15 protein-coding genes are annotated in these 16,806 nt (G+C 35.4%); 4 read left to right on the top strand and 11 right to left on the bottom strand.

The features are described 5' to 3' along the window. Positions 1-96: 96 nt before the first annotated feature. The 6 genes from ATZ35_RS06645 to ATZ35_RS06620 form a co-directional block, all read right to left on the bottom strand. The gene (locus ATZ35_RS06645; RefSeq protein ID WP_208930051.1) at positions 97-804 is read right to left on the bottom strand and encodes a WxL domain-containing protein; all 708 of its coding nucleotides are present in this window, start codon (positions 802-804) and stop codon (positions 97-99) included. A gap of 73 nt (positions 805-877) precedes the next feature. Next, positions 878-1,102: a hypothetical protein gene (locus tag ATZ35_RS06640; protein ID WP_208930050.1), complete on the bottom strand. Its 225-nt coding sequence runs from the start codon at positions 1,100-1,102 to the stop codon at positions 878-880. Positions 1,103-1,105: 3 nt separating this feature from the next. Next, positions 1,106-1,447 (bottom strand): hypothetical protein, encoded by a 342-nt coding sequence (locus ATZ35_RS06635; RefSeq protein ID WP_208930049.1) that lies wholly within the window; start codon positions 1,445-1,447, stop codon positions 1,106-1,108. A gap of 27 nt (positions 1,448-1,474) precedes the next feature. Further along, on the bottom strand, positions 1,475-2,539 hold the full coding sequence (locus tag ATZ35_RS06630) for a WxLIP family cell surface protein (RefSeq protein ID WP_208930048.1): 1,065 nt from the start codon (positions 2,537-2,539) through the stop codon (positions 1,475-1,477). Between the two features lie 25 nt (positions 2,540-2,564). After that, positions 2,565-3,221 carry a hypothetical protein gene (locus tag ATZ35_RS06625; RefSeq protein WP_208930047.1) on the bottom strand — a complete coding sequence of 219 codons (657 nt, stop codon included), beginning with the start codon at positions 3,219-3,221 and terminating at the stop codon, positions 2,565-2,567. 61 nt (positions 3,222-3,282) lie between these two features. Further along, positions 3,283-3,981, bottom strand: a complete 699-nt coding sequence (locus ATZ35_RS06620; protein WP_208930046.1) for a winged helix-turn-helix domain-containing protein — start codon at positions 3,979-3,981, stop codon at positions 3,283-3,285. A 255-nt stretch (positions 3,982-4,236) separates the two neighbouring features. Between ATZ35_RS06620 and ATZ35_RS06615 the strand changes: the two genes are divergently transcribed. Continuing rightward, complete coding sequence (locus ATZ35_RS06615; RefSeq protein WP_208930045.1) at positions 4,237-5,667, top strand: helix-turn-helix domain-containing protein; 1,431 nt, start codon at positions 4,237-4,239, stop codon at positions 5,665-5,667. Between the two features lie 148 nt (positions 5,668-5,815). Here ATZ35_RS06615 and ATZ35_RS06610 read toward each other — a convergent pair whose 3' ends face one another. The 4 genes from ATZ35_RS06610 to mdxK form a co-directional block, all read right to left on the bottom strand. Then, positions 5,816-7,522: a MucBP domain-containing protein gene (locus ATZ35_RS06610; RefSeq protein WP_208930044.1), complete on the bottom strand. Its 1,707-nt coding sequence runs from the start codon at positions 7,520-7,522 to the stop codon at positions 5,816-5,818. 292 nt (positions 7,523-7,814) lie between these two features. After that, on the bottom strand, positions 7,815-8,825 hold the full coding sequence (locus ATZ35_RS06605) for a LacI family DNA-binding transcriptional regulator (RefSeq protein WP_208930043.1): 1,011 nt from the start codon (positions 8,823-8,825) through the stop codon (positions 7,815-7,817). A 113-nt stretch (positions 8,826-8,938) separates the two neighbouring features. After that, positions 8,939-9,610 (bottom strand): beta-phosphoglucomutase, encoded by a 672-nt coding sequence (gene pgmB / locus ATZ35_RS06600; protein WP_208930437.1) that lies wholly within the window; start codon positions 9,608-9,610, stop codon positions 8,939-8,941. Beyond that, the gene (gene mdxK, locus ATZ35_RS06595; RefSeq protein WP_425250082.1) at positions 9,603-11,942 is read right to left on the bottom strand and encodes a maltose phosphorylase MdxK; all 2,340 of its coding nucleotides are present in this window, start codon (positions 11,940-11,942) and stop codon (positions 9,603-9,605) included. The genes pgmB and mdxK overlap by 8 nt, the downstream gene beginning before the upstream one ends. Before the next feature lie 183 nt (positions 11,943-12,125). Here mdxK and ATZ35_RS06590 point away from each other — a divergent pair, with 183 nt between their 5' ends. From ATZ35_RS06590 to ATZ35_RS06580, 3 genes are all read left to right on the top strand, one after another. Beyond that, a complete protein-coding gene (locus ATZ35_RS06590) occupies positions 12,126-14,303 on the top strand; it encodes a PTS transporter subunit IIBC (protein ID WP_208930041.1) in 2,178 nt (725 codons plus the stop codon). 86 nt (positions 14,304-14,389) lie between these two features. Continuing rightward, complete coding sequence (locus ATZ35_RS06585) at positions 14,390-15,211, top strand: endonuclease/exonuclease/phosphatase family protein (protein WP_208930040.1); 822 nt, start codon at positions 14,390-14,392, stop codon at positions 15,209-15,211. Positions 15,212-15,312: 101 nt separating this feature from the next. Beyond that, positions 15,313-15,948, top strand: coding sequence for an NAD(P)-dependent oxidoreductase (locus ATZ35_RS06580; protein ID WP_208930436.1), 636 nt, complete (start codon positions 15,313-15,315; stop codon positions 15,946-15,948). 16 nt (positions 15,949-15,964) lie between these two features. Here the strand turns inward: ATZ35_RS06580 and ATZ35_RS06575 are convergent, their stop codons facing one another. Next, positions 15,965-16,804, bottom strand: a complete 840-nt coding sequence (locus ATZ35_RS06575) for a sugar ABC transporter permease (RefSeq protein ID WP_208930039.1) — start codon at positions 16,802-16,804, stop codon at positions 15,965-15,967. Positions 16,805-16,806 lie beyond the last annotated feature (2 nt).

The raw sequence follows: 16,806 nt of genomic DNA, 5'->3' as shown, positions 1-16,806 counted from the left end.
GTTATCTAGTTTGTTAGTGAACAGCTTAAATCAGTAACTGTCATCCGAATTTGGAAACAATTTCTTTAATTTATTTTTTTATTTTTATAAACTTTTTTAGTAAGTGTTATCTAGACTCCAGTTAACTGTACCTTTAAAGTTTTTACCAGCAGCATCTTTACCTGAAGTTACTACTAATTTTGTATCAGATAATTTAGTTGCAAAACCGCCTTTTACAGCATTAGCTTTTGTTTTACCCATAAGTTCAACAGCAGTTGTATTTCCAGCTTCTAAAGAAACTGCTTTATTTAACTTTGTATCACTATTTTCTGCTAATTTACCTAAGTTACCTTCAACAGGGTTTGGATAATAGTCATTTGTTTCTTCATCTACATCACCAATATCATATGATTCAATATCGCCTAGAGAGAATGTCAACTTAGCTGGTAATTCAGCTTTAGTCGTATCTTTAGATACTAATTCAGACATAGTCGCTGTTAATTTCCAAGCGCTTGTTGTACCATCTGTTTCACCTTCTAAGGCTCTATCATCGTTGACTACAAGATATTGATCGCCTGCAACTGTATTGCTGAAAGTGGCAATATTAGCTGTCGCTTTTTGTTTACCAAAATCAAATGTAGATGGTGTCCAAATTAATGCTAAGTTATCTTTGTATGGTCCAGGTCCAGGTTTATTTGGACCATCTGTTTCAAAGCGAATACCTACGTCTGTGCTATCTTTACTCACTTCTTCAGCATTTGCTGGTTTAGCAAAAATCATCAATGCTGATGATGCTAAAAGTGTTGTCAAAACTAATTTTTTCAAAATTTTATCTCCCTCTTAAGCTGTTATCCAGATTGGAGACAGTTACTGATTTAAACCGTTCATTAACAAAAAATTATCCTATCAGACCAATCTGTTCTTTTAATAACATAAATAAATAGATTATCATTATTAAGCTACCAAGTGACATTGCTAAAAAACTAAAATTCAATACTAAATTACTTTTTTTCAGCTTTAGTCGTCTAGCCAAAAATACATCCCGAGACAATGTAACGATGAAAAATAGTAATGATACTGAAGCGATTCCAGCTAAAATAAATACCCATAAATAATCTCTCATTGTTTATCTCTCCTTTAAGCTATTGTTGTAACATAATTTTTTCAATGCAAATACACCAATAAAAATGATTAGCATTCCTAAACCTATCAATAATAGAATGATTGATGAAATCATTTGCCCTAAATGCGGCAGTTGTGTATCTCGATCTGGTCCTATAGGCTTAGGCTTCAATGTTATGGGTGGCTCTGGCTTTGAAGAATCAGTCGTTGTAATTGTAGATTCTTCAAAGCCTATACCCGCATCCGTTTTTTCTGCTTGAACAACTATATTATTCGAGCAAAAAGAGATAAATAAAAATGCTTGTAGTAGTATGACCTTAATTAAATATTTATTTTTTTTGCCCATTTATAAGTCTCCTTATTCACTAACTCACTACTTTTTTTTGTTTTTCTTTTTCTTTTTCAATCTCAATTTTTTCCATCTTTTTTCCCATTTTTTACGTCTAACTATAGTAATAACACCACTCATCATAGTAATGAAAGCCATTATCACAGTCACAATTTTGATCCACATCGGAGTCACAATCTTAAACACACTTTGTTCATTCATTTCTTTTGCTTCTTTATTCGAAATAGTAAAATCCTTACTCAGATTCCACTCTTTATTACCATTTTCAGCTTCTAATTTTAGTGTATAGGTACCCGATGGTAGATTTTCGATTCCCCAGTCCATTTCAAAATCAAACTGACTATTTGGCGCCATTGAATAATTTTGAACCGTTTTTTGTTTAATGACATTGTCTGTTCCTTTTCTTACCATCATCGCTGTTATATTTAAATCTTCTAATACTTTGGGTTCTGGATTTTTTAAATTCGCTAGAACCATCTTTTTCCCTCTCTTAATCGCTGCTTTTGCTGATGTTAGTTCCAATGTTTGACCGTTATTAAACTCGTCTCCTGACTCCGATATCAGAAAACCTGTTCTATATGCAAATTCTGTTGCAACTCCTGAACTTTTTTCTCCTACATCTAACTTGAAGACTAATGCCCCCATTTTTACACCTTCATAATGCTCTTTAGGAGGTGTCAATCGAACCATCACTTTCTTTTCTTCAAAATTACCAATTGTAATTTCAGGTGTGTCAATTTTAACTAATGAACTCACAGGATTTTGTAATGTTTCCCCTAGTTTTTCTTTTTTATCCGTATATTCAATCGTCCCACTATCCCCAGTAAATGCGTCTGTTGCACTAATTTTGATTTTCACATTTTCTTTTTTTGTACTTTTGATTCTTACTTCTAAGTCTTGTTCAATTCCAGGTTCAGTTTGAATATAGAAATAACTTTTATTAGGATCTATTTGACTTTTAGGTTGTACTAAAGATACTACATACCCTAAATTATCATCTTCTGACGCAGCTAAAGCTATCTGACCTCCAATACTATTAGCAAATAAATAAACAATTACAAAGCATAGTAGTCTAATTTTTTTTTTCAAAATTTCTCTCCTTATCCATACTCTTTTAGTTATTTTTACTGATCGTATATAAATAAACAAAATAGTTATTACTATCGTCTAGTTCTATATTGCTATGTATGGAAAAACCTTTTTTATCAAAGTAATCCTTCCAATAGCAATCAAATTCACTGACATATGCTTGCGCCTCTTCTTTCGTTTTAAATGGACCTTCTAATTTTATATTTTCGTTATTTTCATATAAATTTTGCGTATCTTCATATATGTACTTAGTCGCAACGTATATGATATAAACAACTGTAGAAGAAAATACAAGCGTTAGTAAAAACAATGGCCAGATTAAATTAGCCATTAATCCTATCAAACAAATTATGAAAAGAAATAAAAATAACCAGATAATTGGTTGAACTTTTTTATTCACAGTTAATTTTTTTTGTTCATTTATAAAAAAGTACACTATGATTAGTTGGTGAATTGTTAACAAAATAAATGCCAGTGCAATATATACTAATATTGCATCTAGATAATAAGTTGTTAAAAATAGTAATTGTATGACAATACCTGCTTTTTTATCTATGTAGAATGCAGCCTCTTTGTAAAAGCTATTAAAAAACAGAAAATATAATGACCATGCCATTGCTATAAACAATAGGTTCAAAAAATAAAGTTTGTACTTTTTGAATCTCTCTTTGATAATGTTCACTTGATATACCATCCATTCCTTCGGATTATTTAGAATTTATTTCTGGACTCACTAGCTTAATCTATTTTATTTTTAATAGATAACCCTTCGTTCGAATTATTTGAATATCTATATTCGGTTGTCTTCCTAACTTTTTTCTCAGATGAAATACTAAATTTGCTAATCTGTATTTATAACTTTCACTATCAATCGTCGGCCAGATTATTTCTATTATTTTTTCATAGCTAACAGGATTATCTAAATTGTCATATAAGATAGTAAATAATTTAAACTCTGACCTTGTCAGATATATATCTTTATCCTCAACGACAATTTTCAAACTTTGACTATCCAAGTAAAAAGTGGCTTTCCGTTCCTTTTGCTCTTTATACGAGAGCAAGCTATTTTGAAAATCAATCGCTTGTTTTACTTTGCTCATCAAATGTTGATTGTTTTTATCATATTGGATAACCTCAATCATTGCATTCGTTGCTAATTTACAATATAACTCCTTCATATTATCGTCATAATCTTTACAAACGATCCAAACAAATAGCGGCTTTCTATTGCGCAGTGACAATAGCCATTGACAAACTTCGATATAATCAACTATCTTATTTGCGAAAATCATTAATCCAGCTATTTCTTCTAATTGTTCTTCATTTTCAATGTTTATGAACTCATATTTATAATTTTCATTAATGCCATTATTAATGCCATTAAAGATTGATTCCTGATCTTCAGCACTATTAATTTCAATTATTCCTAGTCTGTCACTCATATAATTTGTCCTCCTTTGTCTTTTAAAAGCAAATAAGTTGATTTATTTTGCGATTTAAACTTAATATAATACATATGTATTATCTAAATGTGTTGGAAATCATCTGTTCTGTATAATCATTATCTATCATTTATTTAATATCTATTATTTTATTACTGTTTTTTTTTACAAAAAAAAAAGAACACCTCTTTTCAACTCGCAAAAGGTATTGAATTCAAGATTATAATGAAAATAAACCATATAAAAAGGAGAAATATGATTCCAGTAAAAGAAAATAACAGCTTTATTTCTAAAAAAGAGACAATTAAATTAGATTTATTAAATAACTTACTAGAAAGAGGGGCTATGACTTTAGATGAGCTGACTACTTTTTATACGATTTCTAAGCGAACAGCAAAGAATTTACTGGTAGAATTGCTTGAAGAAATACATGCTATAGATAGTTCGTTGGATATTTCTCTTAATGGAAATACAATTAAATTTGGAGATAACTTTAATTCTGAAACTTACTTAAATGTTTATAAAACCATGCAGCTCAATTATTATGAGAATTCAATTTCATTTCAATTATTCACATTATTATTAAAATCTAAATCAATCTCCATCTATGATCTATCTGAAAAGCTTATGGTTAGTCACTCCTATCTTTACAAATTAATAAAAGATCTTTCTGATCAATTAAAACTTCATCATCTCAATGTACATATAGATGTTCAAGCTTACAAAGTCTCTTTTTTCGGTGATGAAATAGAGATTCGATGTATCGCCTATTATTTTTTTTCTTTAATTTTTAATACACTTGATTCAAAATTTAAACCAAGTGTGACACATTCATCAAACGTTTTTGTTAATAATAAATTTACCGAAACAACAAATCATCTTATTACTATAGTAGAAAGTATTTTCATGTCGAGAAAGCAACAATTATATCTTTTACCTGAGCTTGGTAAAGAAGAAGTTGCCTTTGTAAACCTCATTAAACAAGTCTGTCCAAGATATGCATTAGCTTCTTTAGACAATAATGATTCCTCTGCTATGTTATTATGGCTGACGTATATCGCACCAGACATTATTACAAACGATGAAAAAAAAATGATTGGTAACTCTTTGTGGAAAAGCCAGTCGGAAATAGTTCCTTTTTTTAAAATATTCATTCACGCAGTCGAAGAAGAGTTTAGTTGCTCAGAAGAGGAAATGTTTTTATTAATGTGGGAGTATTACGCACGATTTATTGTCTATAAATTTTTCAAATGTTGGAAATACAAAAATATTATTGAAATAAAAAGAACTAAAAATAGATACATTGATCGTATTGAGTCAATCACAAAGATATATTTAAAGGATGTTATCTCACCTTTAGCTATTCAACAATATGCAGATGAACTTTCCGAGTTAACATACTCTTACTTGAATTTGCTCATTCCTGTTAAAATCCATATTGATTTATTTGAGTATTCTAGCGTAAAAGTATTTATCGAAAATATTTTGGGCCGAAGTTATCGTACAGATATTCTTGTATTTACAGATAATCCTGATGACGCTGATTTAATCATTACGAACGTTATTCCAATAAAAAAAAGGAATGTTGATTTATTTTTCTTCAGCGATATTAGCTCCAAAGTAAACTGGGAAGAGCTTGGAAAAGCAATTCAAGGTCAAATACTAAAACTTAACTGGGCAATTTAGCATAGAGAAAAATGATTTAACACGAGTTTAATATTACTAAATAGGAGTCCGAATTTCTTACAATTCAGACTCCTATTTATATACGATGATTTATTAGTTACATAAACTTTGACAAACAAAAAACAAGTATACTCGAACCACGTTCAATTCATGTGTTTTTAGCTTTTTTTCTTTTATAAAAAATAATTATTGATGTTAAAATAAAAATTAATCCTAGTTGCGTAAAACTAATGAAACTGCTGTATTTTCCACCAGTACGTGGAAGCATAGGCTTTTCTTCATTTAGTGTTCCTAACAGTTTTCCTGCTGGCTTTTCTTTATTCAATTTTGAGTCTTCTTTCGGCAAAACAGCTTTGACAGAATATACATAAATAACTTCTTGGGAGACTTCCATAAATTTTCCTTCAGCATTTATTGGATCTTCTTTTATTTCCCAACCTTCTATCTGTTTAACTTGTGACTTATATTCCAATCCAACTTTTCCATATAATATTTCTTCTACAGCTAATTTGTTTCCATTCTCATCAACATATTTAACAACTACAGGTTCTCCATCTTTACGATCATACCTGTAAGTAATCTCTTGAGGTTCTTCAGTAAACACTCCATTCTGATTTTCAGGAAATTCCGTTTCCACTAACCACCCTTGTAGTTCCTTTGCTTGTGTTGTATATTCTTGACCAACAAAGCCACTTAAAATTTCTTTTGATATAATATTTTCACCATTAACATCAATAAACCGTATCTCAATATCCCCAGCATATTTTTTTACAAATACAGAATAGTTCTTCCCTTCAACTATACCTTCTGGATTTCTAGCTTCAGTTGTTAATATTTCAGCGCCGTTGATATCTCCTGATTCTAAAAATAAAGAATCTTCTGAATAGTCTTTATTTGGGAGCCCCCATGACTCTAGGCTGTTTACTAATCCAATTCTACTGTAAACATCTCCAAAATCACCAACAATTGATTTTTCTTCAATCAACTCCCCCGTATAGTAATTAATCAGTTTGTAGCTGTCTTTGATTTTTTGAATATAGAAGTATACTTCCTGCCGATGCTGGCTAGATACACTTGTCGCAACTGTCATATCACTTCCCTCAATTCCACAAGCGCTAGCGTCTATGACTGGATTTTTACCATTAACATTAGTGAGATTTTTTTTGTCATATCCAAAAAATAAAATATTATAATCTGCTATCTCACTAATTTTATTTGCATTTAAAATAATTTTCTCAACATTCGATTTTTTATCTGGTGCTTCTAATACTAAATGTAAATTTCTATCCTGCAATATACCATCTATATAAGTACCTTCTGTTGGCGTAATTTGGTAAGCTTCTCTACCATTTGGAGTGTCATTCAATTTTGAAGCAATCAATTGGCCACCTTTGATGTTACCATTTATCATCAAATATCGATCTAGCTCTGCTTGTAAGCTACTTAATCCACCGAATAGTTTAATTTCTTTCGGGATAACAATATATAATGTAGGCAAATACTGGGCTTGCTCACTATAATCATAAATGGGTATATTTAATACTATGGGGCTGTTATAAGGAAAAAGACTTTCTTCAAAACTACCATAGGCTTGATTATGTACTCTATAAATGGGAGAAATTGTTTCTAGTTCCTCTTTGTTTTCTTGGTTACTAACACTTTTTTGTACCGATCGTTCACTTGATTGTTCAATCAACTCTACACCATTTTCCAATGAGTGCTCTGTGAGTTCTTTATTTTCAATATAATCTTGACTCCCTTGAAGCTCTTCATCAGAAATTGCTTGTCCACTAACTGGAAAAGAATGGCCCGACATTATTATTGTCATAGCTAAAAAAAACATTTTTTTCTTCATACCGCTCACTCCATCTATATTAAGATTTTTTCATCTAGTATTATAGAGTGTTAGAGTATCTATCAGTCAATACTATACTATCAATTTTTTAATTTTCAGTACCTAAAGTCTTATCATCAATTATAAATTTATTCCAGATATAGCTTCCATGTAAAGATGTAGGTATTAACTGGATTATTATACGTTAATATAGCATATTCTATCTCCGCTATAGGAAAAAAATATTCTATCATATATATAAATAGGTATCATTCAATAAAATTGAATGATACCTATTTATATATATCTTTAATCATTTTAACGAAAGAACTGTCTCCCGCTTAATTAACTTATGGGGAATCACCATTCGGACGCCTGTCGCTTCTTTTTCCTGCAATGATTCGATCAGCTTCTGCATGCCCATTTTTCCAAGTTCTGCAATGTCGATATCAATACTCGTCAAATAAGGGTGAACTAAGGTAGCATAAATCGAGTTATTGAAACTGATCACCGAAAAATCGTCTGGCACGCGATAACCATACATTTGCGCTAATTGAATCATTCTCATTGCAAAGATATCATCGATTACAACAGCCGCCGTGGCTTTAGTTTCTTTTAATAGTTGTTCAAACGCTACATAATCCTCAGGTTGCTCCATATCGACAGAAGGCAACACCGTTAAATTAGCCAACATCATCGCTTTTTGATAGCCGAAATAGCGTTCATAATAGACATTTTCATGCGTTGTATTAGTAATAAACAAGATATTTTTATGACCATTTTCAATTAGATAGTCCGTAGCATGTTTTCCCAATAATTGATTATCATTATCTACATAGATCACTTGATCTTCGTTCGTATAAGGTTGACCGATCAATGAGAATGGTACTTGATTTTCGAATAAGTAGTCAATGACGGGATCATCTTTATCTGAATAGAGCAGGATAAAGCCGTCAACTTGTTTTTGTCGATGCATTAGCTGGACATTTTCCAATAAGGTATCAAAGGATTGGGCCGTGGCAATCGCTGTCGTCATGCTATGCTTACGGGCTTCATCATTGATCGACTCAATAATTTCTAAGTAAAATGGATTCCCCATCCGCTCGCGAGAATCCAACGGTGGCAAAATCACGCCCACAGCTCCCGAAGAACGTTTACCAAGATTACGAGCAGCAATATTAGGCACATACCCCATTTCTTCCATTACTTTATAGACTTTTTTCTTTGTAGCATCTGAAATGCTGGGATGATCATTGATTACTCTGGAAACCGTAGATGTGGCTACTCCAGCCTTTTTGGCAACATCTTTAACTGTAATCGTCATCTTTTCCACTCCTTTCACGGTTAATTATAAATCCTTCTATCGTAGAAAATAATACCACAGATTGATACTTCGTTGCTATCGTCTTTTTTTATTTAAACGCATTCCCCGTTCATTCAACCTTTATTTGCTGTTTGCCATACAGAAGTCAAAAGCTCGATCGTCAATTCTTTTGTAGAGGCAACCAATACAATATCTGTTCCCAGATCTGCTGGACGCCCAACACCGATTGGCAAGGCACCACTTGCTAGGATCGCTTGAATCCCCGCTTTAGCGTCTTCGATCCCAATACACTCAGCGGCTGTTAAACCAACTTTTTCCGCTGCCAATTGAAAGATCTCTGGATCTGGTTTGCCTTTCGCTACTTCTGCTGGATCTGCAATCCCATCAAAATAAGACATCAATGCCATCTTTTCTAATAAGAATGGTCCGTTTTTACTTGCAGAAGCTAACGAGATTTTGATTTCTTCTTTTTTTAAGTGTTTTAACAAGTCTAAAATCCCTGGATAAACGTCTTTTGGACCGACTTGTTGGATCATCTCAACGTAATACTCATTTTTCCGCTGCGCTAATTCAGCAAATTGCTCTGAATCAAACGCATTTGTCCGTCCGCCATGAGCTAAAAGCAACTTCAGCGAATCTTCACGACTGACACCTTTCAATTCTTCATTGAATGCTCGATCGATCGTGATCCCAATTTCTTTCCCTAAACGTTGCCATGCTTGGTAATGGTATTCGGCTGTATCGGTTAAAACACCATCTAGATCAAATAGTACCCCTTTAAACATCTTCATTCACCTTTTCCATTTCAATCACTAATTCGTCTGCTAAAACGAATTTGTTGCCATATAACGTAATTGGCAGCTCTGCGCCCGTTACTAGTTGCAAGCGGACATTTTCTTTATCTACCGTCACATATAATAAGCGCTCACGATAGTTCACATGAAAGGCGTAACTTGACCAAGTACTTGGTAAAAATGGCGCAAAACTCAAGGTTTCACCAGCTGTTTTCATTTGAGCAAATCCTTGCACGATTGCAAGCCAGCTACCCGTCATCGAGGTAATGTGTAAGCCATCTTCTGTATCATTGTTATAATTATCCAAGTCTAAGCGAGCCGTACGTTGATACATTTCCACTGCCTTTTCTTCCATTCCAAGTTCTGCTGCTAAAATCGCATGAACACTTGGTGATAGAGAAGATTCGTGGACCGTCATTGGTTCATAAAATAAAAAGTTCCGTTCTTTTTCAGCTCGAGAAAAGCGTTCACCAAAGAAGTAAATCCCTTGTAGCACATCTGCTTGCTTAATAAAACAAGAACGTAAAATCCGATCCCAAGACCAATGCTGATTTAACGGAAGATCCGCTGATGTTAATGCCGTTCTAGGCATTAAGTCTTTATCTAAGAAGGTATCATGTTGGACAAAAACACCTAATTCTTCATCAAAAGGATAGTACATATTTTCGATAATTGCTTGCCAATGAGCTTGCTCTGCTTCAGTAATTTCGACTGGTGTTTCTGCTTTGTATTGAGCGTAATTCTCTAACGTATATTGCAGCACCCATGTTGCAATCGTATTTGTGTACCAGTTATTATTGATATTGTTCTCATATTCATTTGGTCCAGTCACGCCATGGATCATGTATTTTCCAGTACGTTTAGAAAAATGAACCCGATCTGCCCAGAAGCGCGCGATTTCCGTTAAAACTTGCAGTCCTTCGTTCTTTAAATACTCTTTGTCGCCTGTATAGTTGACGTAATTATAGATTGCATAGGCAATTGCTCCGTTTCGATGGATTTCTTCAAACGTGATTTCCCATTCATTATGGCATTCAATACCAGTAAAGGTCACCATCGGATATAAAGCACCAGCTAACCCTTGTTGACGAGCATTGTGTTTTGCTTGCTCTAATTGGTTGTAGCGGTATTTCAAGAGGTTCTTAGTTACTTCTGGTTTAGCTATGGCTAAATACAATGGAACAGCATATGCTTCAGTATCCCAATAAGTGGCACCGCCATATTTTTCACCAGTAAAGCCTTTTGGTCCAATATTCAAGCGTTCATCTTCACCGTAGTACGTTGTAAATAATTGGAATAAATTAAAACGAATCCCTTGTTGTGCGGCATCATCACCTTCGATCACAACATCAGCCAGCGCCCAACGTTTTGCCCAAGCTGCGTTTTGCTCGTCTAATAATTCAGCAAACGTCTTCGTATTTTCTTGCAACAGTTGAACGGCTTTTCCTTGTTGTTCCGCTTCTGGAAGATCACGACTAGTTAAAACGATTACTTGCTTTTCTAACGTGATCGTTTCATTTGCTTGTAGCGTTGTTTGAAATGCCTGTTGTACTTTCAATGGTTCTGTTTCCACAATTCCCACTTCAGCTTCTGTTACATGTTTCATTGCAGCAGTCACGCTAAATTGCTCGATACCAAATGAATTGGGAATCGTTTTAGTCGTTAAAAAGCCAATTGTCTCTTCAAAACCTGACTGTTGTGCTTCCCAAAACATCTCATCATAATTGCTGTCTTCATTTCGAACATCACCGTCAATTTTTGAGATGATCTGAATATCCGCCGTCCCTGCAAGCACTTCCGCCGTTACTCGAATCGCCGCTAGCTCTTGTTGAACAATACTTAAAAAACGTTCAAAACGGAATTTAACACTTGTCTCGCCAACTTCAATAACAAAGGTCCGAGTCAACAACCCGTTATGCATATCCAATTCTAAATAGAAATCCTTTGCTGCTTGAATCCCTAAATCAACCGCTTCACCATTCACAAAAATATCCATGGCTATAAAATTCACTGCATTGATCACTTTACCAAAATAGTCTGGATAACCATTTTTCCACCAGCCGACTCTTGTTTTGTCAGGATACCAAACGCCTGCTAAATAAGTCCCTTGATGATGATCTCCTGTATACTGTTCTTCAAAATTCCCTCTCATCCCCATATAACCGTTTCCTATTGAAGTTAACGATTCTTGCAAACGGCGTTCGTCTCGTGCTAATTGATGTGTTGCGATTTTCCATGGGTCTATTTCAAATAAGTGATTCATTTTATCTCCTCCTGTAAATGGTTCGCTTCTTAACATCATAATAAACGCAACCGATTGCATTGTCAATTATTTATTTATGGATTACACCTTAACAATTAGAATTTCTTTATCTTTAATGATACTATCCTTTTATTGATAATGAAAACAAAGTGATCGTACTTAAGGGTTTACAAACATAAAAATCTGCTTTATACTACAATCAACGAAATCGATTGCGCAATTTTTGCAAAGGAGAGAAAAAAGATGAAAAAATTATTGAGTTTTGAATTTTGGCAAAAGTTTGGTAAAGCACTGATGGTCGTCATTGCCGTTATGCCTGCCGCAGGGTTAATGATCAGTATCGGCAAAACCATTCCGTTGATTAATCCTGATTGGGCAGCCCTAGCAACAACTGGGGGAGTTATTGAAAATATCGGTTGGGCCGTTATTGGCAACTTGCATATCTTGTTTGCACTTGCAATTGGAGGAAGTTGGGCAAAAGAGCGCGCAGGAGGCGCCTTCGCTGCTGGACTTTCATTTATTTTGATCAACCGCATCACAGGATCGATTTTTGGCGTTACGAGTGCCATGTTGGCAGATGACAAAGCTTTTACGCATACCTTATTCGGCACTAAAATCATGGTCAAAGGCTTTTTCACAAGTGTTTTGGAAGCACCCGCATTAAATATGGGGGTTTTCGTTGGAATCATCGCTGGTTTCGTTGGCGCGATGGCCTTTAATAAGTATTATAATTACCGTAAATTACCTGACGCACTTTCATTTTTCAACGGCAAACGGTTTGTGCCATTTGTTGTGATTCTTTGGTCAACAATCGTCGCAATCCTTTTAGCCATTATTTGGCCTTATATTCAAGCAGGTATCAATAATTTTGGACTTTGGATCGCTCAGTCTCAAGATACGGCCCCAGTTTTAGCACCATTTTTATACGGAACTTTAGAACGTTTGCTATTACCGTTTGGTTTACATCATATGTTGACGATTCCGATCAACTATACACAGCTAGGCGGAACTTACGAAATTTTATCTGGTGCACAAGCAGGAACGCAAGTTTTTGGACAAGATCCTTTATGGTTAGCTTGGGCAACTGACTTAGTCAATCTAAAAGGGGCTGGCGACACATCACAATATAATTTTGTTTTAGCCAACTGGACACCTGCTCGCTTCAAAGTAGGCCAAATGATCGGCGCTTCTGGTATTTTGATGGGTATGACCCTTGCCATGTACCGAAATGTTGATGCAGATAAACGTGCCAGTTATAAATCAATGTATCTTTCAGCGGCTCTAGCTGTATTTTTAACCGGTGTTACTGAACCTTTAGAATTCATGTTTATGTTTGCGGCGGTTCCATTATATGTCGTTTACGCCATTATTCAAGGAGCAGCGTTTGCTATGGCAGATATCGTTGCACTACGTGTTCACTCTTTCGGAAATATCGAATTATTGACTCGAACACCCCTTGCAATCAAAGCCGGATTAGGTGGGGATTTATTAAATTTCGTCCTTTGCACGATTGCATTTGGCGTCCTAACTTATTTTATCGCCAATTTCATGATCAAAAAATTCAACTTTGCAACACCAGGCCGCAACGGCAACTATGATAACAACGAAACCCAAACACCTTCTGAAACAAGCAACACTCAAAGCATTAACGGAATCGATCCTCAAATTATCGATATTGTTCATCTATTAGGCGGAAAAGAAAATATCGTAGACGTTGATGCTTGTATGACTCGTTTACGCGTCAGTGTTACAGATAAAAATAAAGTTGGAACCGAAGAAGCTTGGAAAAAAGCAGGCGCTATGGGGCTGATCGTAAAAGATAACGGCGTTCAAGCAGTTTACGGACCGAAAGCCGACGTGTTAAAATCAGATATTCAAGACTTACTAGATTCCGGCGTCGAAATACCTGTATCGCAACAAACAGAAACAATGAATACACCAACAAGTACAACGGATTATCTAGGTATCACCAAAACAATTGTACCTGTCGCAAATGGTGAGGTGATCGCTATCGAGCAAGTCGATGATCCTGTCTTTTCACAAAAAATGATGGGCGATGGTTTCGCCGTTATCCCAGAAGACTCAACGATTTACGCACCAATCGATGGCGTGATCAGCAGTATCTTCCCATCAAAACACGCATTAGGGATTCAGACAGACGAAGGCATTGAAGTCTTGATCCATATGGGACTTGATACGATCGAAATGAAAGAGTCAGCCTTTACGATCCATGTTACCGAAGGCCAAAAGGTCACAGCAGGCGATACGATTGCCACTGCTGATTTGGATAAAATCAAAGCCGATGGTAAACAAACAACGATGATCGTGGTCTTTACAAATGGCGAAAAGATCAATGCTTTCCATTTAGATGCAGTTGGTAAACAAGATCCTGGAACTGTTATCGGACGATTAGATATTTAACACAAACAACAGTCTAAACAGGGTCGGCGTAAAGCTTATAGAGCTTTACTCTGACCTTGTTTTTATAATCACAGGAGGAAATAACTATGAACATACTAACGTTGAATACTCACAGCTGGTTAGAAGAACAGCCCTTAGAAAAATTACAACAATTAGCCGATCAAATCATCAAAGCAGACTATGAGGTGATCGCCTTACAAGAAGTCAACCAACGCATGGACAGCTTACCAGCCATTTCAACCCATAATTTCCACCCAACTGAAAAGCAACAGCCGATCCATGAAGATAACTTCGCTCATTTATTGGTACAACAATTAAAGGAACAAGGACACGACTACCACTGGAGTTGGGCTTACAATCACATTGGTTACTCAACTTATCACGAAGGGGTCGCCCTACTTTCAAAGCAGCCAATCACCCCTGAAATTGTCCTCGTTTCCGAAGCAACAGATCCAAATGACCACCGCACAAGAGTTATCCTGATCGGTCAAACAAAACTAGCTGAGCAAGCAATCACTGCAGTTTGTTGTCATTATTCTTGGTGGTTAGAATCGGGTGGTTTTAAACATGAATGGCAGAAAACTGAGCGCGCCTTACAACATCACACAACACCGTTGTTGTTTATGGGAGACTTCAATAATCCTGCATCACTTGCCAAAACTGGTTATGATCTAGTGCTAAACAGTCCGTTACAGTTGCAAGATAGCTTTTTAGCTGCAGCAGAAAAATCTGGTGAACATACTGTTGAAAAGGCCATTGATGGTTGGGGAGCAAATCAGGAGAAATTGCGTATCGACTATATATTCACTTCCCCAGAATTAGCGATTACCAATTATCAGATCCTCTTCGACGGGAAACAGACACCTGTTGTTAGCGATCATTTCGGTGTCACAGTAACAATTAAATAAAAAGAAACAGTATGCTAGATGCTTCAGCGTACTGTTTCTTTTTCTCCTTCGGAAAATAATGCTAAACTAACTATATTACATAGCGAAAGCAGGTGGAGACGATAAATATAACTATTTTCGGCGGAAGTGGTTTTATCGGGCAAAAACTGACTGAAGAACTGGTTAACAGAGGACATGACCTAACCAGCATTTCACGTCACGGAAAGCCTACTGACCTATCCAGTTCTTGGTCTAAAAAAGTCCGTTGGGTTCGTTCGGATATCCTAAACGATACCAATTGGCACAAAGCTGTCCAACAAGCTGATTGGGTCATCGATACTATCGGGATTCTTTTCGAGCATCCTCGTAAAGGAATTACCTATGATCGCTTTATTTTAACGCCGGTCCAACTAATTCTGGATTATTTAAACACGCATAATTCGGCGGCACATTTCTTATTTATATCTGCCAATAGCGCCCCGTTCCCTCTAAGAAATTATATGAATGCTAAACTGCAAGCCGAACAACTGATCAAAGCAAGCAGCCTACAACATGTGATTATTTACCCTAGTTTAGTTGTGGATAAAAAGCATTATTTTTCTGTTATTAGTGCCTTTGGGATCAACCTGCTTAAAGTGATACCCGGAATTAGAAAACTGGTTCAAGGATACGAACCTATTTCAAGAGAAACATTAGCTGTGGAGATTGCGAATGTGATTGAAGGTGAACCTTCTCCTTATACTCAAAGACAGACGTAAAAAAAGCATTTCCATCCTATCCCTTCACAGAACCACTGGTAATTCCTTCTACATAATATTTCTGCATAAAGATAAACAGTAACGTAATCGGTACCGCAATCAAAACACAGCCAGCTGTAAACGCCATAAAGTATTGATCGATTTTATCCTTGGTTTGCATCGTAAACAGACCGATCGCAACTGTATATTTATTGACGTTATCGCCTAAAATGATTTTCGCAAAAATGAAATCCATCCACGGCGCCATAAAGGCCATCAATGCTGTATAAACAATGATCGGTTTACTTAATGGCAATGTGATTTTTGTAAAAATCTCAAACTTGCTTGCGCCATCGATCATAGCTGATTCATCTAATGCCATCGGAATCGTATCGAAAAAGCCTTTTGCAATATAAAAGCCTAAAGCCGCTCCAGAAGAATACACTAAAATTAAGGCTAACAAACTACCAGTTAAATTCATCGCTTTTAAAATATAGTAAACAGCGATCATACTCATAAAACCAGGAAACATATTCAACACTAACGCTAATTTCAAAAACGGCTTGCGCGCTCTAAAACGCAAACGACTTAAAGAATACGCCATTGCAATCGTGATCAATGTTGATAAAATACAACTACAAATCGCTACAAACAACGTGTTTAAAAACCATTGAACAAACGGATAAGTCGAGCTTGTCAGCAACATTTTATAATTTTCAAAGGTAAACTGCTTAGGTATAAAATACGTCACAAAGGCTCCGCCTTCACTTCTAAAACTAGTCAAAACAATCCAAACGATTGGAAAGATCCAGACAATCGATAAAATCGTCAACAACGTATAATGTAGGCCTAAATGGTTTCTTTTTTTCGATTTCATAA

Origin of the sequence: Enterococcus rotai, assembly GCF_001465345.1 — a bacterium.
GTDB classification, from domain to species: domain Bacteria; phylum Bacillota; class Bacilli; order Lactobacillales; family Enterococcaceae; genus Enterococcus_L; species Enterococcus_L rotai.
This window is presented reverse-complemented; position numbering and strand designations above follow the sequence as displayed.